Here is a 19,630-nt window from a genome sequence, read left to right on the forward strand (position 1 = left end):
GTGTAGCGGCGCCTGAGCGCAGGCTCGATGCACATGCCGCAGTTCTCTGATGGGGAGTGCGTAGTGCCACGGGGTGGGCCGAAAGCGTTTCCTCTTGAGCCTCACCCCGTGGTCATTTTGGGTTGTGGTCTTACGCGGGAGGTAGGCCCGGAAGCACCGTCCCGGTGTACGCAGCGAGCACGCTTCCCAGGGCTCAGCTGACCACGGGAGAGTTGAGGATGCCAACGACGGATCCACCCCCGCGTCGGAGCCTGCTGGGGTCGGGAGAGCCGTTGGCGGCCTCGGTTTCGAGACGTGTGGCGAGCTGGGTGAACTCGAGGGCCTCTTCTTCTGGCAGTTCCAAGGCAGGTGCAGCCTGACGCAGTGCGCGGGCGGGCCGGTATGCCGGCAACGGGCCCGCGGGCGGCAGGCCGCAGCCAGGAGGTCGCCGAGCACGGCGACATCCCCGGCCCCGTCGGCTTCTACGGCGCGGTCAAGGCGTGCGGAAACCTCCCAGATCCGGCGCTCGGCCAACACCCGGCCCACAGGCGCGGCGTACGGGGTGAAGCTCACGGACCCGGGGCAGGGACAGGTCGTGGGCGAGCGTCGCGCCGGCGAACCGCACCGGCCGGAACCAGCGGTCCGCACGGTCCCCGGGCAACACCACCGCATACCCGACCAGGGCGCCGCCTCGCCAAGGCGCTCGCGCACGAGGAGGCCGGTGTCGCGGAGCCGGTCGAGGAAATCCGCATCGTCGTGGGCGTGGGCGGCGGCGGTACGGACGGTGCGCTGCAGGGACTCGCGGGCGGTCCCGGCCAGGCCTCGGCGGGCTGCCTTCTCGGCCTCGCCAGTGAGCGGGCGGCGGCGGAGCCGACGCACTGGCGCTGCGTCGGGCGGCCGCCCGACGGTCGTCCTGATCGGCGTGCCAGCTCAGGGCGGTGATGTCGGCGTAGCGCGGTGGGCTGCGAGAACGACAGGGCTACTGCAGGCATCGCGTCTCAGATTGTCGTGAGTAGGCTACGTTGGCCGCGGTCCCGTCACATGCTCGTGAGGTCCACCCACACCCACGGTTCGTGGTCCCACGAGCGCACTTCGCCGACGACCAGTTCGATGACCGTTCCCACCGGCGGGAGGTCCTGAGCCAGTCGCCTCACACCTGGCTCGCCACCGCGGCGGATGGTGTCGAGGGATGCGCCGACCGGCTCGTATTCGTCAAGCTTCGCTGTGATGCCCCATGGCTGGTGGCTGGTGATGGTCGCTTGGACGGGCTCACCCGGGTGAAGCTCGCTGAGGGGGCGCTTCGGCTTGTTCGGCATGGCGGCATCATCTCTCCCTGTCACCAGCAGAGTGTCGGCGGGGACCGTAGTTCGACCAGGCGATGCGGTGCCCTCGCCGAGCCCGCCGAACGGGCCGTGCCCACGGCCTGACGGAAGGACGCGCCCGTGCCCGCCGCCAGTCCACGGAGGCCGGGACCAGCTACTCCAGGAACGTGACTTCCTGAACGTCGTGCAGGGGGCTGCGCGGTCACCCTGCGCTGCCGCTTGAAGTCGACCTCCACCATGCCGACCGGGGCCGGCCACCCGAGCCGCACCACCTGATCAAGTCGCCACGGTGGCAATCGGGCAGGCCCCGTGCCCGCTGCGACGGCCGCCATGCCCGGTGGCGTCGCTGCCGCGGCGGAGCCGGTGCTCGGGGCGGCCAGCGCAGCGGGGGCGCGCCCGGCCGGGCTGGGGGTAAGGGCGGGGATCCGTCGGGCGGGCTGCCCGGGGCCGGGGCATGGGGCTTCAGGCAGTGCGGTGCGCTCCGACGAAGTGCTGAAGGGCTTCCTGCGTGTGTGGAAGGCCGAGGTCCCGCAGCCGGTCGGCGGACGAGCGGATGAGCCAGGGGTGCCGTTGGCCGGCAAGATCGCCGAGCAGTTGCTGCTGCGCCGCTGTCAGGTCGGCATAGCGGGGTGTGGGGTGCGGCTGCGGTGCGAGGAAGAGCGCCTCGATCGCCCTGCGGGTGCGGGACCCGTAGTAGTCCCAGACGATGCGGGGCAGGCACGCGTCGAGCGCCTCGCGCACGGAGGCCGGGTCCGAGCCGGCGGGCAGGGAGTGCAGGGTGCGCTCGATGTGGCCGTGAAGGTCGCCCCCGCAGTAGTCGGTTACGCGATCGAACGGGTTGCGGGCAGCTGCCGTGAGCTCCGTGACAGCCCGGCTGAGCAGGCTGGGGCCGACAGGGGCTCCGTCGAGGGCGGCGAGACGGATGAGGGCAGTGGCCGCAGCCCATCGCATCAGTGGGTCTGCGGCGTCCAGGTACGGGGTGATGTCCTCTGCCGTGGAAAAGGGTCCGAGGAGGCCGGCGGCGAGCAGTGCGGTGGCTGCGGTGACCGGGTCCCTCTCGTGTGTGGCGAGGGCGAGGAGGCGGGGCAAGGAGGTGGCGGAGAATTCGGGGAACCAGGCCAGGAGGTAGGCGATCCGGGTCCGCAGACAGGCGTCGGCATCATCGAGTAGGACGAGAAGGCTTGGGAGTTCGGCGAGGACCGCGTCGTATGACTGGAGCGCCGACCACCGGGAGTCGGGCGAGTTGCCGGCGGCCACCCAGTCCCGCATCTCCTGAAGCTCTGCGCGCTTGTCGGGATCCGGCTCGGCGGCCAGTTGCTCCTCGTACCACGGCAGGGACACCTCGGGTCCGACCTCGGCCGCGGCCGCTCGCCATCCGGCCACGTTGATACCGGTGGTCACGTCGTACTCGTCGTGCCAGTCCACGGCCAGGCGAGTGAGCAGCCACATGGCGTTCTCACGGGCGGCCGCGGGTCCCCCGACGGCAATCCTCGCGAGGAACGGCACGGCGAACGGGGAGGCCGAATACCGGCTGCCCTGATGGAAGATGCTGCTGAATAGCCTGCTGAACGCCTCCTTTCGCGCCTCGTCGTCGCTCCCGCACAGGGCGCGTATATGCCCTGGAACGTCATGCGCCGATCGGTAGGCGTGCGACAGGCCGGCCCAGTCCACATCGTCCAGCCCCGCCAGCAACTTCTCGTACTCGTCGATCATCGAAGAAGGATCGCAGGGGGCACTGACATAGCCTCCGCGGCCCAGCAGTAGCTGGTCCCACCCAAAGTGGCGCTGGTCCGCGACGTTCTGCAGGGTGCCCACCAGGTGGCGGGCCATCTGCGGCCAGTCCGTGTCCCGCATCAGCACAGCCATCACGTCGTCGCCGAGGTGGCCGCGCAGCTGGTCGGCCGACCAGCCCGGTGCCATCTTCCCGGCGTCCTCGCCGAGTTCCTCCTCCCGGCCGGTGAGGCGTTTCTGGGCGGCGCGGCGGACCGCGGCGGAGATGGTCAGCACCAGGCGGTAGGCCATCACTGCGGTGTGCGCGGCCTCCCCGAGGGCTTCGGAGAACGGCTCGGGCTGAGGCGGGTACGTCATCGGCAGTTTCCTCGGATCGGGTCAGCGCGTACGGGACGGGCCTGGCCGGTCCGGCGGACCCTGCCCCGGGCGCGGGCGGGCCGGTACACCGGTAACGGGTCCGGCGGCGGGCAGGCCACGGCCCGGCGTGCGCACCACTCGACCGGTGCGCGGCTTCGTCGTCGGAAGCGGGTTGCCGGCCAGGCCGGCTGCCTCGCGCAGCAGGACGGCGGCGGCCTCCACCGCCCCTACAAGCGCGATCAGCAGGGTGAGGACGACCGCGGCATCTCCCCCGCGGGCGGCGCGCGGTGCGTGTTCCAACGCGCCGGTCGAAGCGCGCCATCCGGCACAGGCGCGGCCCTCCAGAACGCGGGCGCCCCCGCAGGGGGCGTCCCACCGCCCGCCGCTACGCAGAGGCCCCCCGTCGTCCGGCGCCCGCGCACGCAGGGATGGTCCCAAGCCCATGGTCACGGCGCCGAACTACCCGGTCCGGCGCCCCCGCACAGGGGCGGTCCTAGTGTGCTCCGCACACGGATTGGGGGCAGTTCGGTTCTCAGGTACCCCTCGCCTCCCCCACTCGGGGGAGGCGGCCGGGACCACCGGAGGACGCGAGACGCGAGCCACGAGCGTGAACCTCGACGTGCCGCGCCGCATCAAGTGGACGGCATACGCCATCCCCTTGTGCGCCCTCCCCTCGGGGCTGTGGCGCATCACGCTCGTCACCGGCTGGCCCGACTGGTACGCCGGGCACGACTGACTGCCGGGGGAACGGCCGTACGTCCTCTCGCTCTCGCTGATCGCCGAGTGCCTGGCGCTGCTCGCCCTGGGGCTCGTCCAGCCCTGGGGCGAACGGCTGTCCACCTGGGTTCCCTTTGCAGGCGGCCGCGTGCTGCCAGTCCGCGCGGTCGTCATCCCGGCCTGCGTCGGTGCCTTTCTGGCTACCGTCCTGGCCGCGTACGCCACCCTGAACTACCAGTTCCATTTCGTTCCCCCGCTGAACCACACCGGTGAGGCCTTCCCCACCAGCGGCCCGGGGGCATGGGCCTTGTGGGCCTGCTACGCCCCGATCCTCGCCTGGGGACCGCTGCTTGCGGTGGCAACGCGGGCCTACCACCTGTGCCGGACCCGTGACGCGGTTCTGGCCTTCGAGTGAGGCCGGATCGGTTCGCTCGCCCGTCGCTGGGAGATGCTCGCGGTGGCCTCCCCCACTCGGATCGTCGTTTCGCCGCTCTCGTGGAGGTCGTGGATGCCGGTGGTTGTCGGACTGCAGGAACAGCAAGAGCTTGCCGCCCGCCGTCGCGTGGACGGGTTGTGTGAAGAAGCCGACCGGATGTAGGCCGAGCTCGAAAGAGGCTCAGCGGAAGACGGCCGCGTTCTGCTGGGCCCACTGCGCGAAAGTGCGTGCCTTACCTCCGGTCACCTTCTCGACCACGCCGTTCGGGGTGTTGTACTCAGCCGGCGGGTCGGCGAACACCTCCAGCTGGAAGTCGATCATGTGCTCCGGCACGCCCTGCGCCCGCATCGATACCCGCGCCTGGTCCGGCGTCAGCTCCACGAACTCCACCTTCCGGTCGACCGCAGAGCCCAGTGTGGCGATTTTCTCCCGCATCGAGAGCCGCTCCGGGCCGGTAAGCAGGTACTCCGCACCGGCGTGCCCGTCCTCGAGCAGCACCGTTGCGGCCACCGAGCCGATGTCCCCCTCGTGCACCATCGCGGTACGCGAGTCCCCGTACGGCCGCTCGACCCGTCCGTGGCGCACCTCGTCCGCCCACTCCAAGGCGTTGGCCATGATCTCGGTCGGCGACACCGTAGTCCACGCCAGACCCGACGCCCGCACGGCCGGCTCCAGAGTCGACTCCGACCAGCCGGCAAGCATGGTCGCCCGGCGCACCCCCGCCGACTCGATCATGGCCACCAGATCCCTGCCGTTCTCCAGCGGGGCGTAGTCGTCGCCCCCGAAGTTGATCAGGTGCACACCGGTCACGCCGTGCAGCGCCGATGCCAGCGACGACGCGTCGGTCAGATCTCCGCCGACGACCTCGACGCCCGGACCGAACGTCGCCGCCCCGGGCCGCCGGGTCAGCGCCCGCACCGGCGCACCGGCCTCCCGCAGCGCCGCAACAACCTGCCGCCCGACCGTGCCGGTCGCGCCCACCACCAGAAACGTCATGCCAGTCTCTCCACATCGTCCGATGCCGGTCTCCCCGGCCGCACGCACATACTGATCACCCTTGCGGACCGGTACCGTCCGCATTGGCAGCTGTTGCCGTTCCGATCTTGAGGGGTGGTGGGTGAGGACGGCGAGCGGGGAGCGGGGGCCCGCTCGGGCGGTGCGCACGGCCCGCCAGTCCATGCAGGGGCGGACCACCTCCAGGAGCGCGATCTCCTGGGCGTCGTACAGGGGGACCGTGGTCACCCCGCCCTGCCGCTTGTAGTCGACCTCCGTGGAGCCGACCGGAGCCAGCCACCCGAGCCGCACCACCTGATCGAAGTCGGTACGGCGGACGCCCAGGCGCACCGCGGCCTGGTCCGGGCCGAGGGGCACGTGCCGGTCGAGGACGGCGGGCAGGTCCCACCGGCGAGCCAGCGCGGCCACCTGGTCCGGATGGACGACGGGGAACTGCGGGTCCCCGCCGAGGTAGACCAGCAGGCCGGCACGGACGAGACGGCCGACCGCCGAGGCGGTCACCCGCGGCCGCAGGATCGGAAGCGGCACGCCCAAGGCCTCGGTCAGCCGGTCCGCCGCCGCCCCGGCCTCGATCCCCCGCAGCGCCGCCCGCACTGCCTCGTGGTCGGCGGCCTCCACCACCGCACGCCGCCACCGCCACCGCCACCGGCACCGGCACCCGCACCCGCACCCGCACCCGCAGCCGGCCCGCCGCCGCGGACTCGTCAATCACCTCACGCACCGAACGGCCCGAGGACCGGGCCACGCCCGAAACATGCCGAAAGATCCCGTTTGCTGCAATAGCTGCTATTTAAGGGTGAGTTGAGGGCGTATCGCACAAGCCGCCTACGCGTACGCGAGGGCGAAAATCACCCCTGCGGGTGAGGCGAACCGGCTCCTGACGCACGGGAGCGGGGCCGCCGACGGCGGCCCCGCTCCTCCCTCGGGCGGCCTACAGGTAGTCGGTCGTCTGCGGCGTAGGTGCCCACGTACGGGGCGCCGGGCAGGGGGGTTCCGTCAATTCGGGCAGGGGCGGCCCTGCGGCCCAGGTCAGGAGGCGACGGGAACGCGCAGACCGATGGCAACCGCCGCGCGCCTGCACCCCGCGCGAACACCAGCCAGCTCCGCCCGCACATCCGTCCCCGCCCGACCCGCCGCAGCCGTGGAGGATCCCGCGGCCGCCGCGTGCAGCTCAGCCCGCTCGGTCGCACCGTCGCCGGGAAGCACCGTGATCTCGGCGGCGTCCGCGACCGCACCGACCAGCCGCGCCACCTCGGCCGGCCCCGACACCGACCAGTGGACGTGGACGCCGAGCATCCCGGGCACCCACCCTTCGAGGGCGCCCCGGATGTCCTCGCACAACCCGCCGACGGCCGTGTGCGAGCCCTCGGACGCGATACCGGCGCTCATCTCCCCATGCTCTCCTCCGCCACCGACACCCCGCCTCGACGCCACCCCACGCGCGCAGCAGTACGGGCTGGCTGCGTGGGTGCCGCCAGCTCCTCCCACGAGGCACGGATGCCGAGCCGATTCTCCAGGTCCGTGAGGATCGCCCCGTGTCCGTCCCGTACAGTCATTCCGCCGAGAGTGAGCTCGCCGACTACGTAGTACTCGTCGTCCTGAACCCTGGTACGGACGAGATCGTCCTGGGAGCGCGTGCGGCGCCGCAGTTCGGCTTCGGCCCCCATCTCGTGCCAGCTTCGCGCGAGATCCCGCATCTCCAGCAGCTCGGACGCGGGGTACCTGTCCCGGATGCTGTTGTCCAGGAGTGCCCCGACCAGCGCGGGCGAACCCGAATCGACCGCCTCGCGCAGGGAGAGCAGATCCTCCGGCGCGCACTGGCTGGCATCGGCGCCACGCATGAGCAGCAGTTGAGCAATGCCCCCTCGGAACGCCTGGACAGCCACACCGAACGCCGCGGCCCGCTCGTCGTAATCCCCGTCCTCCTCCAGAAGCCGCTTCACCAAGAACATGTCCCCCGCCCGAACAGCGGCGATCAGAGGGGGCTCCACCACACCGTTCACACGGAGCCCTTTCCAACCTGGCTGCGGTGCCGGGCTGTTAGGGGTCAAGGGCTGTACGTAACGACGAAGCTCCTGGTAGACGGGTTCTCGACCAAGATCACCCGTATCCGCCAGGAGCTTCGCGTGCTTGCCTACCCGTCCTCGATCGATCTGTCCAGCCGCACCCTGCGGCACCTGACAGGGCAGCTGGCAGCCCGGCAACGTGAGATCGGGACACGGTGGCGACGCCTGTCCGCCGGCCGTCAGGCCCTGCTCGCCCTGGCCCACCTGCGGTGCGGCGACACCTACGCCCAGCTCGCCGCCTGGTTCAGAATCGGCATCGCGACCGTGTATCGGTACATACGCGAGGCCGTCGAAGTGCTGGCCGCTCTCGCGCCGACCCTGGCCGAGGCGATGGAGACAGCGCGGAGGAAGGCGTTCGTGATCCTGGAAGGCACCCTGCTGCCGATCGACCGGACCGCCGCAGACACCCCGTACTACTCGGGCAAACACAAACGGCACGGCATGAACGTGCAGGTCCTCACCGACCCGTTCGGCCGACTGCTCTGGGCCTCGGCCGCCCTGCCCGGAGCCACCCATGACCTGACGGCCGCCCGGAGCCACGGCATCGTCGACGCGCTCGCCGCCGCGGGACTGAAATGCTGGGCAGACAAGGCGTACCAAGGCGCCGGCCGGCACATCCGAGTCCCTTTCCGGGGCCGCCGACTCAAGCGATGGAAGCGGCGCCACAACAGCAGCCACGCCAAGATCCGCTGCATCGGCGAGCAAGCCATGGCCACCCTCAAGGGCTGGCGCCTACTGCGGAAGCTCCGCTGCAGCACCAACCGGATCACCGACCTCGTCAAGGCTGTCCTCGTCCTTCACCACGCCTCAGTATGAGGATGGAAAAGGCTCACCAACTCCACGGGGAAGGTAGAGTCGGACGCTTGTTATGAATCGATCAACTGCAGGACTGTTTCAAGCAGGGTTTAGACATCACACACCTTACTGCTAAGAAGAGGCGCCCCAAGGATCGCCGTCTGTGCCGTCAGAAATTTCAAAAGGCTTCCATTCAATGCAGGTCGGAACGCTCCCTCCAGAGTGAAGGAACTCCTTGATCGCTTCGCGGACGAGAGTGAGCGGGATTTCCGAGTTGTCTGAAAAATCCAGCAAATGCTCGGCGACGTGGTACGCCACACCACCTCGAGAACCAGGGACGCCTACGGATGAAACATTGCCGACCTCGGGAGCGGTCAGAGTTAGCGCACCCACATGCAGATCACGACTCACTCCAACATATAGTTCATGATCCGGAAACCCTACCGGCTTCTGAGACCGGCCTCTCGACACAATGTGGACTGCATCATGGAATGCCGGCCCCGCAAGTAGTGCATCTACAAGGCAATCCACATCCGCCCCCGTGGCAAGCAGAACTGGATTCTGCATGTCCACGCTACGGTAGCGCGCCTCGAGTCGGCTATCCGTCATTACTATTCCTCTTCCTATTTGAAATTGGCTAGCCCTTCATATACCTGACTATTCCACACACCCGAGTCGTCAAGGAAGTGAACCGTGAGCGTTTGACCCTTATTAAGGATATACGGTAGCACCATGTCGCAGCCCACTGGCTCGCTACATGGGCCATCTGTATGGTTAATCACCAAATCTGCCCTGGCTATGCGCGTGGTTCCGTCTGCGTTGAGCATACTTGCGGCAAATTTTTGCTCGACGTCACTGAGCCTTTTCCATCCTCATACTGAGGCGTGGTGAAGGACGAGGACAGCCTTGACGAGGTCGGTGATCCGGTTGGTGCTGCAGCGGAGCTTCCGCAGTAGGCGCCAGCCCTTGAGGGTGGCCATGGCTTGCTCGCCGATGCAGCGGATCTTGGCGTGGCTGCTGTTGTGGCGCCGCTTCCATCGCTTGAGTCGGCGGCCCCGGAAAGGGACTCGGATGTGCCGGCCGGCGCCTTGGTACGCCTTGTCTGCCCAGCATTTCAGTCCCGCGGCGGCGAGCGCGTCGACGATGCCGTGGCTCCGGGCGGCCGTCAGGTCATGGGTGGCTCCGGGCAGGGCGGCCGAGGCCCAGAGCAGTCGGCCGAACGGGTCGGTGAGGACCTGCACGTTCATGCCGTGCCGTTTGTGTTTGCCCGAGTAGTACGGGGTGTCTGCGGCGGTCCGGTCGATCGGCAGCAGGGTGCCTTCCAGGATCACGAACGCCTTCCTCCGCGCTGTCTCCATCGCCTCGGCCAGGGTCGGCGCGAGAGCGGCCAGCACTTCGACGGCCTCGCGTATGTACCGATACACGGTCGCGATGCCGATTCTGAACCAGGCGGCGAGCTGGGCGTAGGTGTCGCCGCACCGCAGGTGGGCCAGGGCGAGCAGGGCCTGACGGCCGGCGGACAGGCGTCGCCACCGTGTCCCGATCTCACGTTGCCGGGCTGCCAGCTGCCCTGTCAGGTGCCGCAGGGTGCGGCTGGACAGATCGATCGAGGACGGGTAGGCAAGCACGCGAAGCTCCTGGCGGATACGGGTGATCTTGGTCGAGAACCCGTCTACCAGGAGCTTCGTCGTTACGTACAGCCCTTGACCCCTAACAGCCCGGCACCGCAGCCAGGTTGGAAAGGGCTCCAGGTTTCTGCCTCGTTAGTGCGGCCGGTGTTCTCCAGCACGAATCCGAGGTTGTGCATTGCGCCGTTGTTTCCGGCGTCGGCGGCTTTCCGATACCAGGCTTCCGCCTCGTTGGCGCGGTCAGCCTCTGTGAGCAACAGCGCGAGGCTGAACATGGCGTCGGAGTCTCCGGCTTCGGCGGCCCGTTGGTGGCGCTCCTTGTCGGTTTCCGGAGCATCCGCGGCAGGGCCGGTGGTTGGCCCAGGTGCGAGGTGTGCCGAGCGTAGGCGTGCGGCGACCTCCTTGGCAGTGAGGGGACGGTCGACGGGGTCTTTGGCAAGGAGGGAGGTGATGAGGGTGTCGATGCCGGGCGGTATGGCGGGCCGGTGGGTGCTGGGCGGTTCGGGGGTTGTGGACAGGTGCATGGCGATGACGGCGTACGCGGAGTCCGCGGTGAACGGGGGGCGCCCGGTGAGGAGCTCATACAGGCTGGCGCCCAGGGCGTACAGGTCGGCCGAGTACGTCGGTGTCTGGCCTCTGAGCTGCTCGGGAGCCATGTAGAGAGGGCTGCCTAAGCGTTGTCCCGTAAATGATCTACGGCATGCTGGTTGACCAGCGTCGTTTCCTGGTCAACCAGCGAGCGTGAGGTTGTGGAGGCGAGCGATGCCGAGCATGGCGTGATGGACCCCGTCGCCTTTCAGGCGGCAGTCGCGGAGGATCTTCCAGGTCTTCATGCGGGCGAAGGCGTGCTCGACGCGGGCTCGGACCTTGCGGTGCGAGCGGTTGTGTTCCTCTTTCCAGCCCGGGAGTTCGCTCTGGCCGGGTTCGCGGCGGTGGGGGATGACCAGGCCGGTGCCTCGGTAGCCGCCGTCCGCGATCACCGTGGCCTTGCCGACGGCGTCTTTCGCTCCGGACAGCTCCCATGCCTTGCAGTCGTTGCGGTTGCCGGGCAGTGGCCGGCCGACCGCGACGACGAGCCGGGTGTCGGCGTCGATGACGACCTGGTGGTTGGTGGAGTACCGGTAGTTCTTCGACTGCTCGGCGATGGTGTGGTCCCGGGTGGGGACCAGGGTGCCGTCGACGATCAGCACGGTGTCCTTGCGGAACCGCTTGCGGGGCTGGAGCGCGAGCGCCGGGCCGAGGTGGTCGACGATCCGGTCGGCCGCGGACTTCGACACCCCGAACAGCGGGGCGAGTTGGCGCAGGGTGAGGTTGGTGCGCCAGTACGCGGCGACCAGCAGGACCCGGTCCTCCAGTGGCAGGCTCCAGGGTCGGCCCTTGCGGACCGGGTCGGCTCCCTCGCGCCGCAGCGCGGTGATCAGCTTGCTGAACTGCCGCGGGCTCAGCCCGGCGAACGGGGCTATCCAGGACGGCTCCGACGCCGTGATCACACCAGACACAGCAAGATCATCTCACCCGTGACCAGTACTTACGGGACAACGCTTAGTAGCGCTCCGGCCGTGGTCAGGCCGATCGTGCCGTCCTGGATCTGGACGATCCCGAAGTCGCAGATCTTGACGGTGCCGTCGTCGAGCAGCATGAGGTTGGCGGGCTTGATGTCGCGGTGCACGATGTTCCGCGCGTGGGCGGCGGCCAGCCCGTCGCACACCTGGGCACCGTACTCCAGCACCTTCTCGGGGGGAAGCCCGCCGGGGTGCTCGTCGCGCAGAACCGTCGCGAGATCACGCCCTTCCAGGAACTCCATGACGAGGAACGGGGAGACTTCCACCTGCCCGTCATATTGCGTCTCCTTGTGCTCGCCGAGGTCGTGGACGACGGCGATGTTGCGGTGGTTCAGCCTGGCGGCCGCCTCGCCTTCACGGCGGAAGCGGGCCAGGACCTGGGCGGCGAGTCGGTCGTCGCGCAGATGTGAGGCGAGAACCATCTTGATCGCGACGGTGCGGCGCAGCCTCAGGTCGGACGCTACCCACACCTCGCCCATACCGCCGTGCCCCAACCGGCTGTCGAGTCGGTAGCGGCCCGCCAGTTCCATCCCCCTGTACATGCAGATCACCGTATGCGACCCGCCCGCGATGGACCAATTCACCAGCAGGCTGTGATGTGGAGCGGGATCAGTTGCTTGGACATCGCGGCCGGCTGCGGCGCCGACGTGGAGTTGTTGACCCCAGCCCCGTAGCCGGGAGGACGGGAAGTCTGCCGCGGGCGCGAACGGCAGACCCCAGGGCGTGAGGCCGACGCTGTCCCGGAAGCTGGTGGTCGTTACGGCCGTGGCGAAACGCGATCTCGCCGATGCGGCAAGGCGCTTGGAAGGGTTCTTTGAAGGGCCTCGACGCGGGTGAGTTCCCTGCTGGCGACTGATGCGAAGGAAACCCCGCTGCCCAAGATGTTGCGGATGCCGAGTGAAACGGCTAATTCGCACTTGTGTGGGGGTGGTCGTAGCTGCCGCCATTCTCGCAGCTTGCTGTCCGTCCGGCCCGCCGTCGGGCGCAGGCGCCCCACGGCTCCACTCCCACCTGCGGAGAGTCCGCAGGCAGGTCCTGCGGAGGGCAACCACTCATGTCCGTGACCACCGACCAGTCGCCGCAGCCGCCCGTTTTGTAGCGGGTACGGATCCGGTGCTGCTCCTGGTGTTGGGGATCGTCATCGTCCTGGTCCTCAACATCACGCTACCTGTGCATGGTCCACCCGTCGGTGACCGCCCCGATCGGCGCCGTGGGCAGGATCGCCTCGGCGCTGGCCGCCGCGTTTGGGGTCGCGATCGCGCTTCGCCGACGATGACGAACAGCGTTGCGGAGCGGCGCGCAGCTTGACGCATTTCCGCATGTCAGAGCGGTTCGGGCGTCTGCTGGCCGGTGCCTGGTGCGCGGGCACACAGTACCGGCTGGGTTGGGCGAGGGCGGTGGAAGTGATGCTGGACATGGTGCTGTGGATCGCTCCAGCTCACGGGCCTGTTGACGGGTAGGCGTGAAGGATTGGCGGTTCGTGGACGCCAGCGGACCAATGAACAGGAAAATCCTTTGGGACATGGGTACGGCTTGCATTCAGTCACGTCATCACATCAGCAGATCAGAGCCCAGGAGCCAGCGGATTCAGCCCCCACCCACACCATCAGGCGACACCAGAACCGCCCGAAGGCTCACGAACCGCCCTCTCAGTGGGCGTTCACGTAGTGCTTTTCCGGTATGCGAGCTTTGTTCATGCCCCAGTTTGGGAGCCTCTGCCCGGTAGGAGGCGTGCATCCCCACCCGGATCACGAACCCACCTGCCCGTCTCGTTCGCTTCCGTGTCTCGAAGTCCGTCTGGTTTGAAGACGCCCCAGAATCGCCAGACAGCCAGCGGAACCATACCCTCCGGGCGCAGTCATGCACACGCTGTGCCGTGAGCGAGCGCAAGCCCTACCCCAGCGACCTGTCCGACGCCCGATGGGCCCTGATCGAGCCTACGCTGACGGCCTGGCGAAATGCCCGGCTCGAACGCCGTCCCACAGGACAGCCGGCCAAGGTCGAGTTACGGGACGTGTTCAACGCGATCCTCTACATCAACCGCACGGGAATCCCCTGGAAATACCTCCCGCACGACTTCCCCAGCCACGGCACCGTCTACGCCTACTACGCAGCCTGGCGCGACGAGGGAATCTTCGCTCAACTCAACTACGACCTCACCGGTCTCGCCCGCGTCAAGGAAGGCCGCAAGCCCGAGCCGACCGCCTCGGTCATCGACACCCAGAGCGTCAAAACCTCCACCAACGTGCCCCTGACCGGCCAAGGAACCGACGCCGCGAAGAAGATCGTCGGACGAAAGCGCGGCATCCTCACCGACACAATCGGCCTCATTCTCGCCGTAACCGTCGCCAGCGCCGGCCTCTCCGAGAACGCCATGGGAATACGCCTCCTCGATCAGGCGAAAGCCGCCTACCCGACCATCGCGAAAAGCTGGGTCGACGCCGGCTTCAAGAACACCGTCATCGAGCACGGCGCCCGCCTCGGAATCGACGTCGAAGTCGTCAACCGCAACCCCGAAAAGCGCGGCTTCCACGTGGTGAAAAGACGCTGGGTGGTAGAGCGGAGCATCGGCTGGATCATGATGCACCGCCGTCTGGCCCGCGACTACGAGACCCTCACCACCAGCTCCGAAGCCATGATCCACATCGCCTCCATCGACAACCTCGCCAAGCGCATAACGGACGAGACCACACCAACCTGGCGAGGAACCTACTAGGGCATAAGCGGCAATCCGCCTAGATCAAACGCCCTCTCAGACCGCTGCGGCGTGCTCGCCATCATGAACGAAGACGCCTTCTGACAGGTGGTGCGGTTCCTTTGGAACTGTAAATCGTTGGGTGTAACTCCCGATCATGGAGGATGCGCCGATGACCAGTGAGAACGTGACCGAGGCCGAGACCGTCGAGGCGTCTGAGCCGCAGTCGTCGAGGTCTCCTGGGCGAGCGTCGGGATCCGCCCGTTGGCCGAGCCGTACTTCTCGGCGGCCTCGTCCTTGATCCGCACAAGGTTACGCATGTCGCCGCGCAGTGCTTCGGCGAAATGGGGCAGGTCGTCGGCCGCCTTTCGGACGTTCGCCAAGGCAGTGTCGGCGTTCTCCCCCAACATCTCCATGACCTGGCCGAACTCCTGAACCGTTCCGGGTTCGGTAGGGACTCGATCGTTTGAGAGGATCGAGTCATGGCACGTCCTTCCCAGTACCCGCTTGAGCTGCGCCGTCGTGCGGTGCGGATGGTCGCCGAGGTGCGGCCCGACTACGACACCGAGTGGGCTGCGATGAAAGCGGTCGCCGCGAAGCTCGGCATCGGCACGACCGAGACGCTGCGCAAGTGGGTCCGTCAGGACGAGATCGACGCCGGGACCCGGCCGGGGACGACGACGGAGGAGTCGGCCGAGCTGAAGCGGCTGAAGAAGGAGAACGCCGAGCTGAAGCGGGCGAACGAGATCCTCAAGGCCGCGGCGAGTTTCTTCGCGGCCGAGCTCGACCGGCCACACACACGCTCGTAGCGTTCATCGACGAGCACCGGGACCGCTTCGGCGGAGTCGAGCCGATCTGCCGTGTTCTGACCGAGCACGACTGCAAGATCGCCCCGTCCACCTACTACGCCCACCACAAACGCCGGCAGGCACCCTCGGCCCGCACCGTTCGCGACACCGAGCTGAAGACCTTGATCCAGGAGGCATACGACGCCAACTACCGTGTCTACGGCGCGAGGAAGATCTGGCGGCACCTGAACCGCCAGGGCCAGACCGTGGCCCGCTGCACCGTCGAACGGCTGATGCGCGAGCTCGGCATCACCGGCGCCGTCCGCGGCAAGAGAGTGATCACCACGATCCCGGACCCCTCCGCGCCCAGGGCGCCGGACCTGGTCGACCGCGACTTCGTCGCGTCCGCGCCGAACCGCTGCTGGGTCGCCGACTTTACCCACGTCGCCACGTTCTCCGGCGTCGTCTACGTCGCCTTCGTCGTGGACACCTTCTCCCGCCGCATCGTCGGCTGGTCCGCCTCGACCACGAAGCAGACCCGGCTCGTCCTGGACGCACTGGACATGGGACTGTGGCAACGCGACCGCGACCAACACCCGCCCTTGCTAGGCGAGTTGGTTCATCACTCGGACGCGGGCTCGCAATATACGTCCTTCACGCTGGCCGAACACTTGGAGAAGGCCGGCATCGCCGCCTCGATCGGATCGGTCGGCAACGCATACGACAACGCGCTGATGGAGTCCACGATCGGCCTCTTCAAAACCGAGGTGATCAAGCCGCAGCGGCCCTGGCGATCCCTCGCCCAGGTCGAGCTGGCCACCGCCGAATGGACCGACTGGTACAACCACACCCGGCTCCACGGTGAGATAGGGCACATCCCGCCCGCCGAATACGAAACCAACCACTACCTGGCAACCACGAAACCCCAGGTCACACACACCATCTGAGATCTCTACCGAACCCGGAACGGTTCAGAGTGTGGTGTGCCCGGATGTCCGGCAGAAAGCGTTCGCGGAAGCGTCACGCTTCCGAGCAGGGTTCTACGAGTGTCTGACCGCCCGGCGTGACGAAATGTTCGAACTGGCCGACGCGCTGTTGTGCATCGACGGGCCGGTCACCTCGCCGGTGGACCTGATGACGGTGCCCGAACACCGGCGTGGGCACGGCGCGTTGTACGAAGATCTCAACCGGGGCCGGATCAACGTCGAGAGACTGCGGACTCTGCTTGCCGGGCTGCCGTTGTCCCGGTTCGAGGCCGGGCGCCTGGTGCTGGTGGTCAACGTGTCACCGTGGCTGCGCTCGGATGCGCCCTGCTCGGCAGAACGGCTGTTCTGCCACGTCTACGGCAGGGCGAAGTCCGCCTCCCAGTTCCCCCCGGGCTGGCCGTACTCCTTCGTCCCGGTCCTCGAACCGGGAGCCACCTCGTGGACGTCGACCCTGGACGTGGTCGGCTCGGGCCGGAAAACGATGCGACCGCCGTGACCGCCGCCCAGCTCCGCGCCGTGGCCGAGCGGCTCGTCGCGGCCGGCCAGTGGGCGCCCGGCGACCCGGACATCACGATCGTCATGGACGTGGGTTACGACGTCACCTGCCTGGCCTGGGTCCTGCGGGACCTTCCTGTCGAGCTGGTCGGGCGGATCCGCAGTGACCGGGTGATGCGTCTGCCGAAGCCCTCGCCCAAGGAGTACGCCCTGGCCTATCCCCAGGGCGGGCGACCGCCTAAGCACGGCAAGGAGTTCCGCTTCGCCAAACCCGAGACCTGGCCCGAGGCAGCGATCACCACCAACTACGGAAAGGCCGAAGCCCAAGCCTGGGACCGGGTCCACCCGAGGCTGACCCACCGCTCGGCCTGGCTGGAGCACGACGGCGAACTCCCCATCATCGAGGGCACCTTGCTCCGGTTGAAGGTCGGGCATCTCTCTAACTGATCATTTCAGAATGACGTTCGGAGTCGTCACAAGCAGATGATGCTACAAGCGAGTTGGAGGAAGCCGAGGTGGAGATCGGCGCGTATCTCGTAGCGGATCCGTAGCCGTTTGAACTGGTGGAGCCAGGCAAAGGTTCACTCGACGACCCAGCGGGTCTTCCCCAGGCCGGAGCCGTGAGCCGTGCCCTTGCGGGCGATCTTGGGGGTGATGCCCCGGGCCCGGATCAGGCGGCGGTACTTGTCGTAGTCGTAGCCCCGGTCGGCGAATAGACGCCTGGGCCGGTGACGGGGACGGCCGTGAGTCCCGCGGATGTGCGGGATCGCGTCCAGCAGAGGTATCAGCTGCGTGACGTCGTGGCGGTTTCCGCCGGTCAGGGACACTGCGAGGGGTGTTCCGTTCCGGTCGGTGATCAGGTGGTGCTTGCTTCCCGGGCGGGCTCGGTCGACCGGCGAAGGTCCGGTGTGAGCCCCCCTTTGAGAGCCCGGACGTATAAGCCGTCGATCGCCGCGTCGTCCATGTCCAGCAGCCCCGCCTTGCGCAGCTCGGCCAGCAGAACCTCGTGCAGGCGTGGCCAGACTCCGGCTTAGGTCCAGTCCCGCAGCCGCCGCCAGGCCGTCACGCCGCTGCGGCCGACACGTCCGGCCGGCACATCGGCCCAGCTCACGCCCTTGCGCAGCACGTAGGCGATCCCGCGCAGGGCGGCCCGGTCGTCCACCGGCAGCCGCCCCGGATACCGGCGACGACGCGGCGGACGAGGAGGGAGCAACGGGGCCACGCGGTCCCACAGGTCATCAGGCACAAGATCATCCGACACCTGCAGAACTCTGCCGCCCACCAGCCCGAACGCCAAGCCCTGGGCCAACTTCATGGCTCTGCACACAGTTACAGCATCCACAAAGGCTGTTCCGTTCGGCATAGCCGCAGTGTCCGAAAAGGCTGAGGAGAATCCCTGCGTGGACCAATCCCTGCCCTCAGACGCGACGACGGTTCGGGCGCGAACGCCATCTGCCTGGGCCGCCGTTGGCTGCCGATCTCGGATCTGTTGCCCTCGTTGTTGTGACGTACTGTGCGTAGCGCCGACGTGCGTCGGTCAGGCTCTCCGCTCCGTTGGGGCCGCCCCAGACCTCGTCAGCGTTCGGGTCGTCCTGGCCATCGTCTTCCCAGCTGCACTCGTCACAGATCTCGAATTGTCCGCGGGCTTCCAGCGTCAAGAGTTTGCAGCAGGGACAGGCATACGGACCGCAACCGGGCGGGCTGGCTGTGGGCGGTTCTCCGGGTGGTGTCACGCGTCGAGTGTTGCATGATCTGCGAGGAGGCCCTGGGCTGATCGCTCATTCTGAAACGAACAGTAAGTGATGGATGTTCTTCCGTTTTGTGGGCAACTATCGGCCACGGTGGCACGACTACCGGCCCGCCCCCCGGGGCGTTGGACGTACCGCGAATCGAGCGCATAGTTTCGAGACATGGGCGATCTTCCCAATCGGCGTCTGATCATGCTCGATGTGCTGGCTGCAGTTGGGTTCGCACTGCTCCCGGCGGTGTCGCCGCTGCGGCCGTTCGTCGGCGCCGGGGTGAGCGACACCACCTTGTGGCTGCTGTCGGCAGGTGTCGCGCTGCCACTCGTCGTCCGGCGGCTCTGGCCCGTGCCGGTCTTCGCGTTCGTCGTGACGGCGGCGTGCGCGGGGCTGCCGTTCGGTCTCGCGTCGACCTCGTTCCTCGCCGCAGCGTACGCCCTGTACCTGGTGGCCGTGACGCGGAAACGGCCGACGGGGCGCTCCGCGGTCCTCATCGGCGGGGTGAGCGCGGCCGGCGCGGCCGCGCTGACGATGACGGGCGCCCAGGACTACCAAGGCGGAACCCCGGCCGTGCAGATGGTGCTCGGCCTGCTCGTCCTCGGCGCCACCTGGGCGGCGGGCTCGGCCGTCAGGGAGCGGCGGGAGAGCATGCGGCGCGTCATCAAGCAGACGGCCGAACGCGCGAAGGACGAGGAACGCCTGCGCATCGCCCGCGACCTCCACGACGTCGTCACCCACAGCGTGGGCGTGATCGCGATCAAGGCCGGCATCGCCAACCACGTCGTCGACACCCACCCGGGGGAGGCGCGGGAAGCCCTGGCGGCGATCGAGGACATCAGCCGCAGGGCGCTGAGCGACATGCGGGCCACCCTCAAGGTGTTGCGCCGGGACGAGGAGGGCGCCCAGGACCTCCGGCCGGTTCTCGGGCTGTCGGACCTGACCGCGCTGGTCGAGACGGCCGAGGCGGCGGGCGTCCGCGTGGACCTGCGGTCCCACTGCCCGGAGGACCCGCCGGAGGGCGTGGAGCTAGCCGCCTTCCGGATCGTCCAGGAGGCGCTGACCAACGTGGTCAAGCATGCCGCGCCGACCCGCTGCCGGGTGCGACTCGTCGCGGAGCGCGGCGCGCTGACGATCGACGTCGCAGACGACGGGCCCGGATTCGCGGGCCGGCCGGCCGTCCCCGGCGGCGGACTGGGCCTCGTCGGGATGCGGGAACGGGCCGCCGCGCACGGCGGCACCATCACCGCCAGGCCGCGTGCGGGCGGCGGTTTCAGGGTCACCGCGACGCTGCCGTACTGAGCCGGACTCATCCGCAGG

General features: G+C 68.3%; 18 protein-coding genes and 3 pseudogenes. 7 read left to right on the forward strand and 14 right to left on the reverse strand.

What is annotated here, in order from left to right:
• Positions 1-1,016 precede the first annotated feature (1,016 nt).
• The 3 genes from OG207_RS00305 to OG207_RS00315 all read right to left on the reverse strand — a co-directional run bounded on the left by OG207_RS00305 (position 1,017) and on the right by OG207_RS00315 (position 3,689).
• Positions 1,017-1,295, reverse strand: a complete 279-nt coding sequence (locus tag OG207_RS00305; protein ID WP_329094716.1) for a hypothetical protein — start codon at positions 1,293-1,295, stop codon at positions 1,017-1,019.
• Positions 1,296-1,763: 468 nt separating this feature from the next.
• Positions 1,764-3,389: a hypothetical protein gene (locus OG207_RS00310; protein WP_329094717.1), complete on the reverse strand. Its 1,626-nt coding sequence runs from the start codon at positions 3,387-3,389 to the stop codon at positions 1,764-1,766.
• Positions 3,390-3,410: 21 nt separating this feature from the next.
• Positions 3,411-3,689 (reverse strand): hypothetical protein, encoded by a 279-nt coding sequence (locus OG207_RS00315; protein WP_329094720.1) that lies wholly within the window; start codon positions 3,687-3,689, stop codon positions 3,411-3,413.
• A 307-nt stretch (positions 3,690-3,996) separates the two neighbouring features.
• On the opposite strand from OG207_RS00315, the gene OG207_RS00320 reads away from it, so the two are divergent.
• A complete protein-coding gene (locus OG207_RS00320) occupies positions 3,997-4,125 on the forward strand; it encodes a hypothetical protein (protein ID WP_329094722.1) in 129 nt (42 codons plus the stop codon).
• 129 nt (positions 4,126-4,254) lie between these two features.
• Complete coding sequence (locus OG207_RS00325) at positions 4,255-4,521, forward strand: hypothetical protein (protein WP_329094724.1); 267 nt, start codon at positions 4,255-4,257, stop codon at positions 4,519-4,521.
• 201 nt (positions 4,522-4,722) lie between these two features.
• Here OG207_RS00325 and OG207_RS43935 read toward each other — a convergent pair whose 3' ends face one another.
• The 3 genes from OG207_RS43935 to OG207_RS00340 all read right to left on the reverse strand — a co-directional run bounded on the left by OG207_RS43935 (position 4,723) and on the right by OG207_RS00340 (position 7,559).
• On the reverse strand, positions 4,723-5,538 hold the full coding sequence (locus OG207_RS43935; protein WP_443072853.1) for an SDR family oxidoreductase: 816 nt from the start codon (positions 5,536-5,538) through the stop codon (positions 4,723-4,725).
• A gap of 1,047 nt (positions 5,539-6,585) precedes the next feature.
• The gene (locus OG207_RS00335; protein WP_329094727.1) at positions 6,586-6,945 is read right to left on the reverse strand and encodes a hypothetical protein; all 360 of its coding nucleotides are present in this window, start codon (positions 6,943-6,945) and stop codon (positions 6,586-6,588) included.
• On the reverse strand, positions 6,942-7,559 hold the full coding sequence (locus OG207_RS00340) for a hypothetical protein (RefSeq protein ID WP_329094728.1): 618 nt from the start codon (positions 7,557-7,559) through the stop codon (positions 6,942-6,944). Before OG207_RS00340 ends, OG207_RS00335 begins: the two co-directional genes overlap by 4 nt.
• A gap of 123 nt (positions 7,560-7,682) precedes the next feature.
• On the opposite strand from OG207_RS00340, the gene OG207_RS00345 reads away from it, so the two are divergent.
• Entirely contained in the window at positions 7,683-8,438 is a 756-nt protein-coding gene (locus OG207_RS00345) for a transposase family protein (protein WP_329094730.1), read from the forward strand.
• 111 nt (positions 8,439-8,549) lie between these two features.
• Here OG207_RS00345 and OG207_RS00350 read toward each other — a convergent pair whose 3' ends face one another.
• The 6 genes and pseudogenes from OG207_RS00350 to OG207_RS00370 all read right to left on the reverse strand — a co-directional run bounded on the left by OG207_RS00350 (position 8,550) and on the right by OG207_RS00370 (position 12,149).
• Positions 8,550-9,026 (reverse strand): Imm1 family immunity protein, encoded by a 477-nt coding sequence (locus OG207_RS00350; RefSeq protein ID WP_329094733.1) that lies wholly within the window; start codon positions 9,024-9,026, stop codon positions 8,550-8,552.
• Positions 9,027-9,040: 14 nt separating this feature from the next.
• Positions 9,041-9,274: pseudogene (locus OG207_RS43940) on the reverse strand (DddA-like double-stranded DNA deaminase toxin); the annotation flags it as partial.
• A 15-nt stretch (positions 9,275-9,289) separates the two neighbouring features.
• Positions 9,290-10,045, reverse strand: coding sequence for a transposase family protein (locus OG207_RS00355; RefSeq protein WP_329094730.1), 756 nt, complete (start codon positions 10,043-10,045; stop codon positions 9,290-9,292).
• Positions 10,046-10,107: 62 nt separating this feature from the next.
• Positions 10,108-10,701 carry a Sel1-like repeat-containing protein kinase family protein gene (locus OG207_RS00360; protein WP_329094735.1) on the reverse strand — a complete coding sequence of 198 codons (594 nt, stop codon included), beginning with the start codon at positions 10,699-10,701 and terminating at the stop codon, positions 10,108-10,110.
• 72 nt (positions 10,702-10,773) lie between these two features.
• Complete coding sequence (locus tag OG207_RS00365; RefSeq protein ID WP_329094738.1) at positions 10,774-11,544, reverse strand: transposase; 771 nt, start codon at positions 11,542-11,544, stop codon at positions 10,774-10,776.
• A 29-nt stretch (positions 11,545-11,573) separates the two neighbouring features.
• The gene (locus OG207_RS00370; RefSeq protein WP_329094739.1) at positions 11,574-12,149 is read right to left on the reverse strand and encodes a serine/threonine-protein kinase; all 576 of its coding nucleotides are present in this window, start codon (positions 12,147-12,149) and stop codon (positions 11,574-11,576) included.
• 1,334 nt (positions 12,150-13,483) lie between these two features.
• Here OG207_RS00370 and OG207_RS00375 point away from each other — a divergent pair.
• The 3 genes and pseudogenes from OG207_RS00375 to OG207_RS00385 form a co-directional block, all read left to right on the forward strand.
• Positions 13,484-14,323: an IS5 family transposase gene (locus OG207_RS00375; RefSeq protein ID WP_329094742.1), complete on the forward strand. Its 840-nt coding sequence runs from the start codon at positions 13,484-13,486 to the stop codon at positions 14,321-14,323.
• Positions 14,324-14,784: 461 nt separating this feature from the next.
• Positions 14,785-16,037, forward strand: a protein-coding gene (locus tag OG207_RS00380; RefSeq protein WP_443072625.1) for an IS3 family transposase whose coding sequence is annotated in 2 segments (ribosomal slippage) — positions 14,785-15,064 and positions 15,064-16,037 — 1,254 coding nt in all. Because the reading frame shifts where the segments join, the coding sequence is not laid out codon by codon here.
• Positions 16,038-16,068: 31 nt separating this feature from the next.
• A pseudogene (locus tag OG207_RS00385) lies at positions 16,069-17,012 on the forward strand (transposase); the annotation flags it as partial.
• A 32-nt stretch (positions 17,013-17,044) separates the two neighbouring features.
• Here OG207_RS00385 and OG207_RS00390 read toward each other — a convergent pair.
• Both OG207_RS00390 and OG207_RS00395 read right to left on the reverse strand, forming a co-directional pair.
• Positions 17,045-17,832 (reverse strand): annotated as a pseudogene (locus OG207_RS00390) (IS5 family transposase).
• Positions 17,833-17,989: 157 nt separating this feature from the next.
• Positions 17,990-18,304: a CPCC family cysteine-rich protein gene (locus OG207_RS00395; RefSeq protein WP_329094746.1), complete on the reverse strand. Its 315-nt coding sequence runs from the start codon at positions 18,302-18,304 to the stop codon at positions 17,990-17,992.
• A gap of 177 nt (positions 18,305-18,481) precedes the next feature.
• Between OG207_RS00395 and OG207_RS00400 the strand changes: the two genes are divergently transcribed.
• Complete coding sequence (locus OG207_RS00400; protein ID WP_329094748.1) at positions 18,482-19,612, forward strand: sensor histidine kinase; 1,131 nt, start codon at positions 18,482-18,484, stop codon at positions 19,610-19,612.
• Positions 19,613-19,630: the final 18 nt, after the last annotated feature.

It is taken from the genome of Streptomyces sp. NBC_01439 (assembly GCF_036227605.1).
In the GTDB taxonomy this organism is placed as follows: Bacteria; Actinomycetota; Actinomycetes; order Streptomycetales; family Streptomycetaceae; genus Streptomyces.

Bases quoted from the DNA above. Each gene is read 5' to 3' on its own strand.
- OG207_RS00305 (WP_329094716.1), bottom strand. From the start codon at position 1,295: ATGCCGAACAAGCCGAAGCGCCCCCTCAGCGAGCTTCACCCGGGTGAG.
- OG207_RS00350 (WP_329094733.1), bottom strand. From the start codon at position 9,026: ATGACGGATAGCCGACTCGAGGCGCGCTACCGTAGCGTGGACATGCAG.
- OG207_RS43935 (WP_443072853.1), bottom strand. From the start codon at position 5,538: ATGACGTTTCTGGTGGTGGGCGCGACCGGCACGGTCGGGCGGCAGGTT.
- OG207_RS00335 (WP_329094727.1), bottom strand. From the start codon at position 6,945: ATGAGCGCCGGTATCGCGTCCGAGGGCTCGCACACGGCCGTCGGCGGG.
- OG207_RS00400 (WP_329094748.1), top strand. From the start codon at position 18,482: ATGGGCGATCTTCCCAATCGGCGTCTGATCATGCTCGATGTGCTGGCT.
- OG207_RS00370 (WP_329094739.1), bottom strand. From the start codon at position 12,149: ATGTACAGGGGGATGGAACTGGCGGGCCGCTACCGACTCGACAGCCGG.
- OG207_RS00360 (WP_329094735.1), bottom strand. From the start codon at position 10,701: ATGGCTCCCGAGCAGCTCAGAGGCCAGACACCGACGTACTCGGCCGAC.
- OG207_RS00310 (WP_329094717.1), bottom strand. From the start codon at position 3,389: ATGACGTACCCGCCTCAGCCCGAGCCGTTCTCCGAAGCCCTCGGGGAG.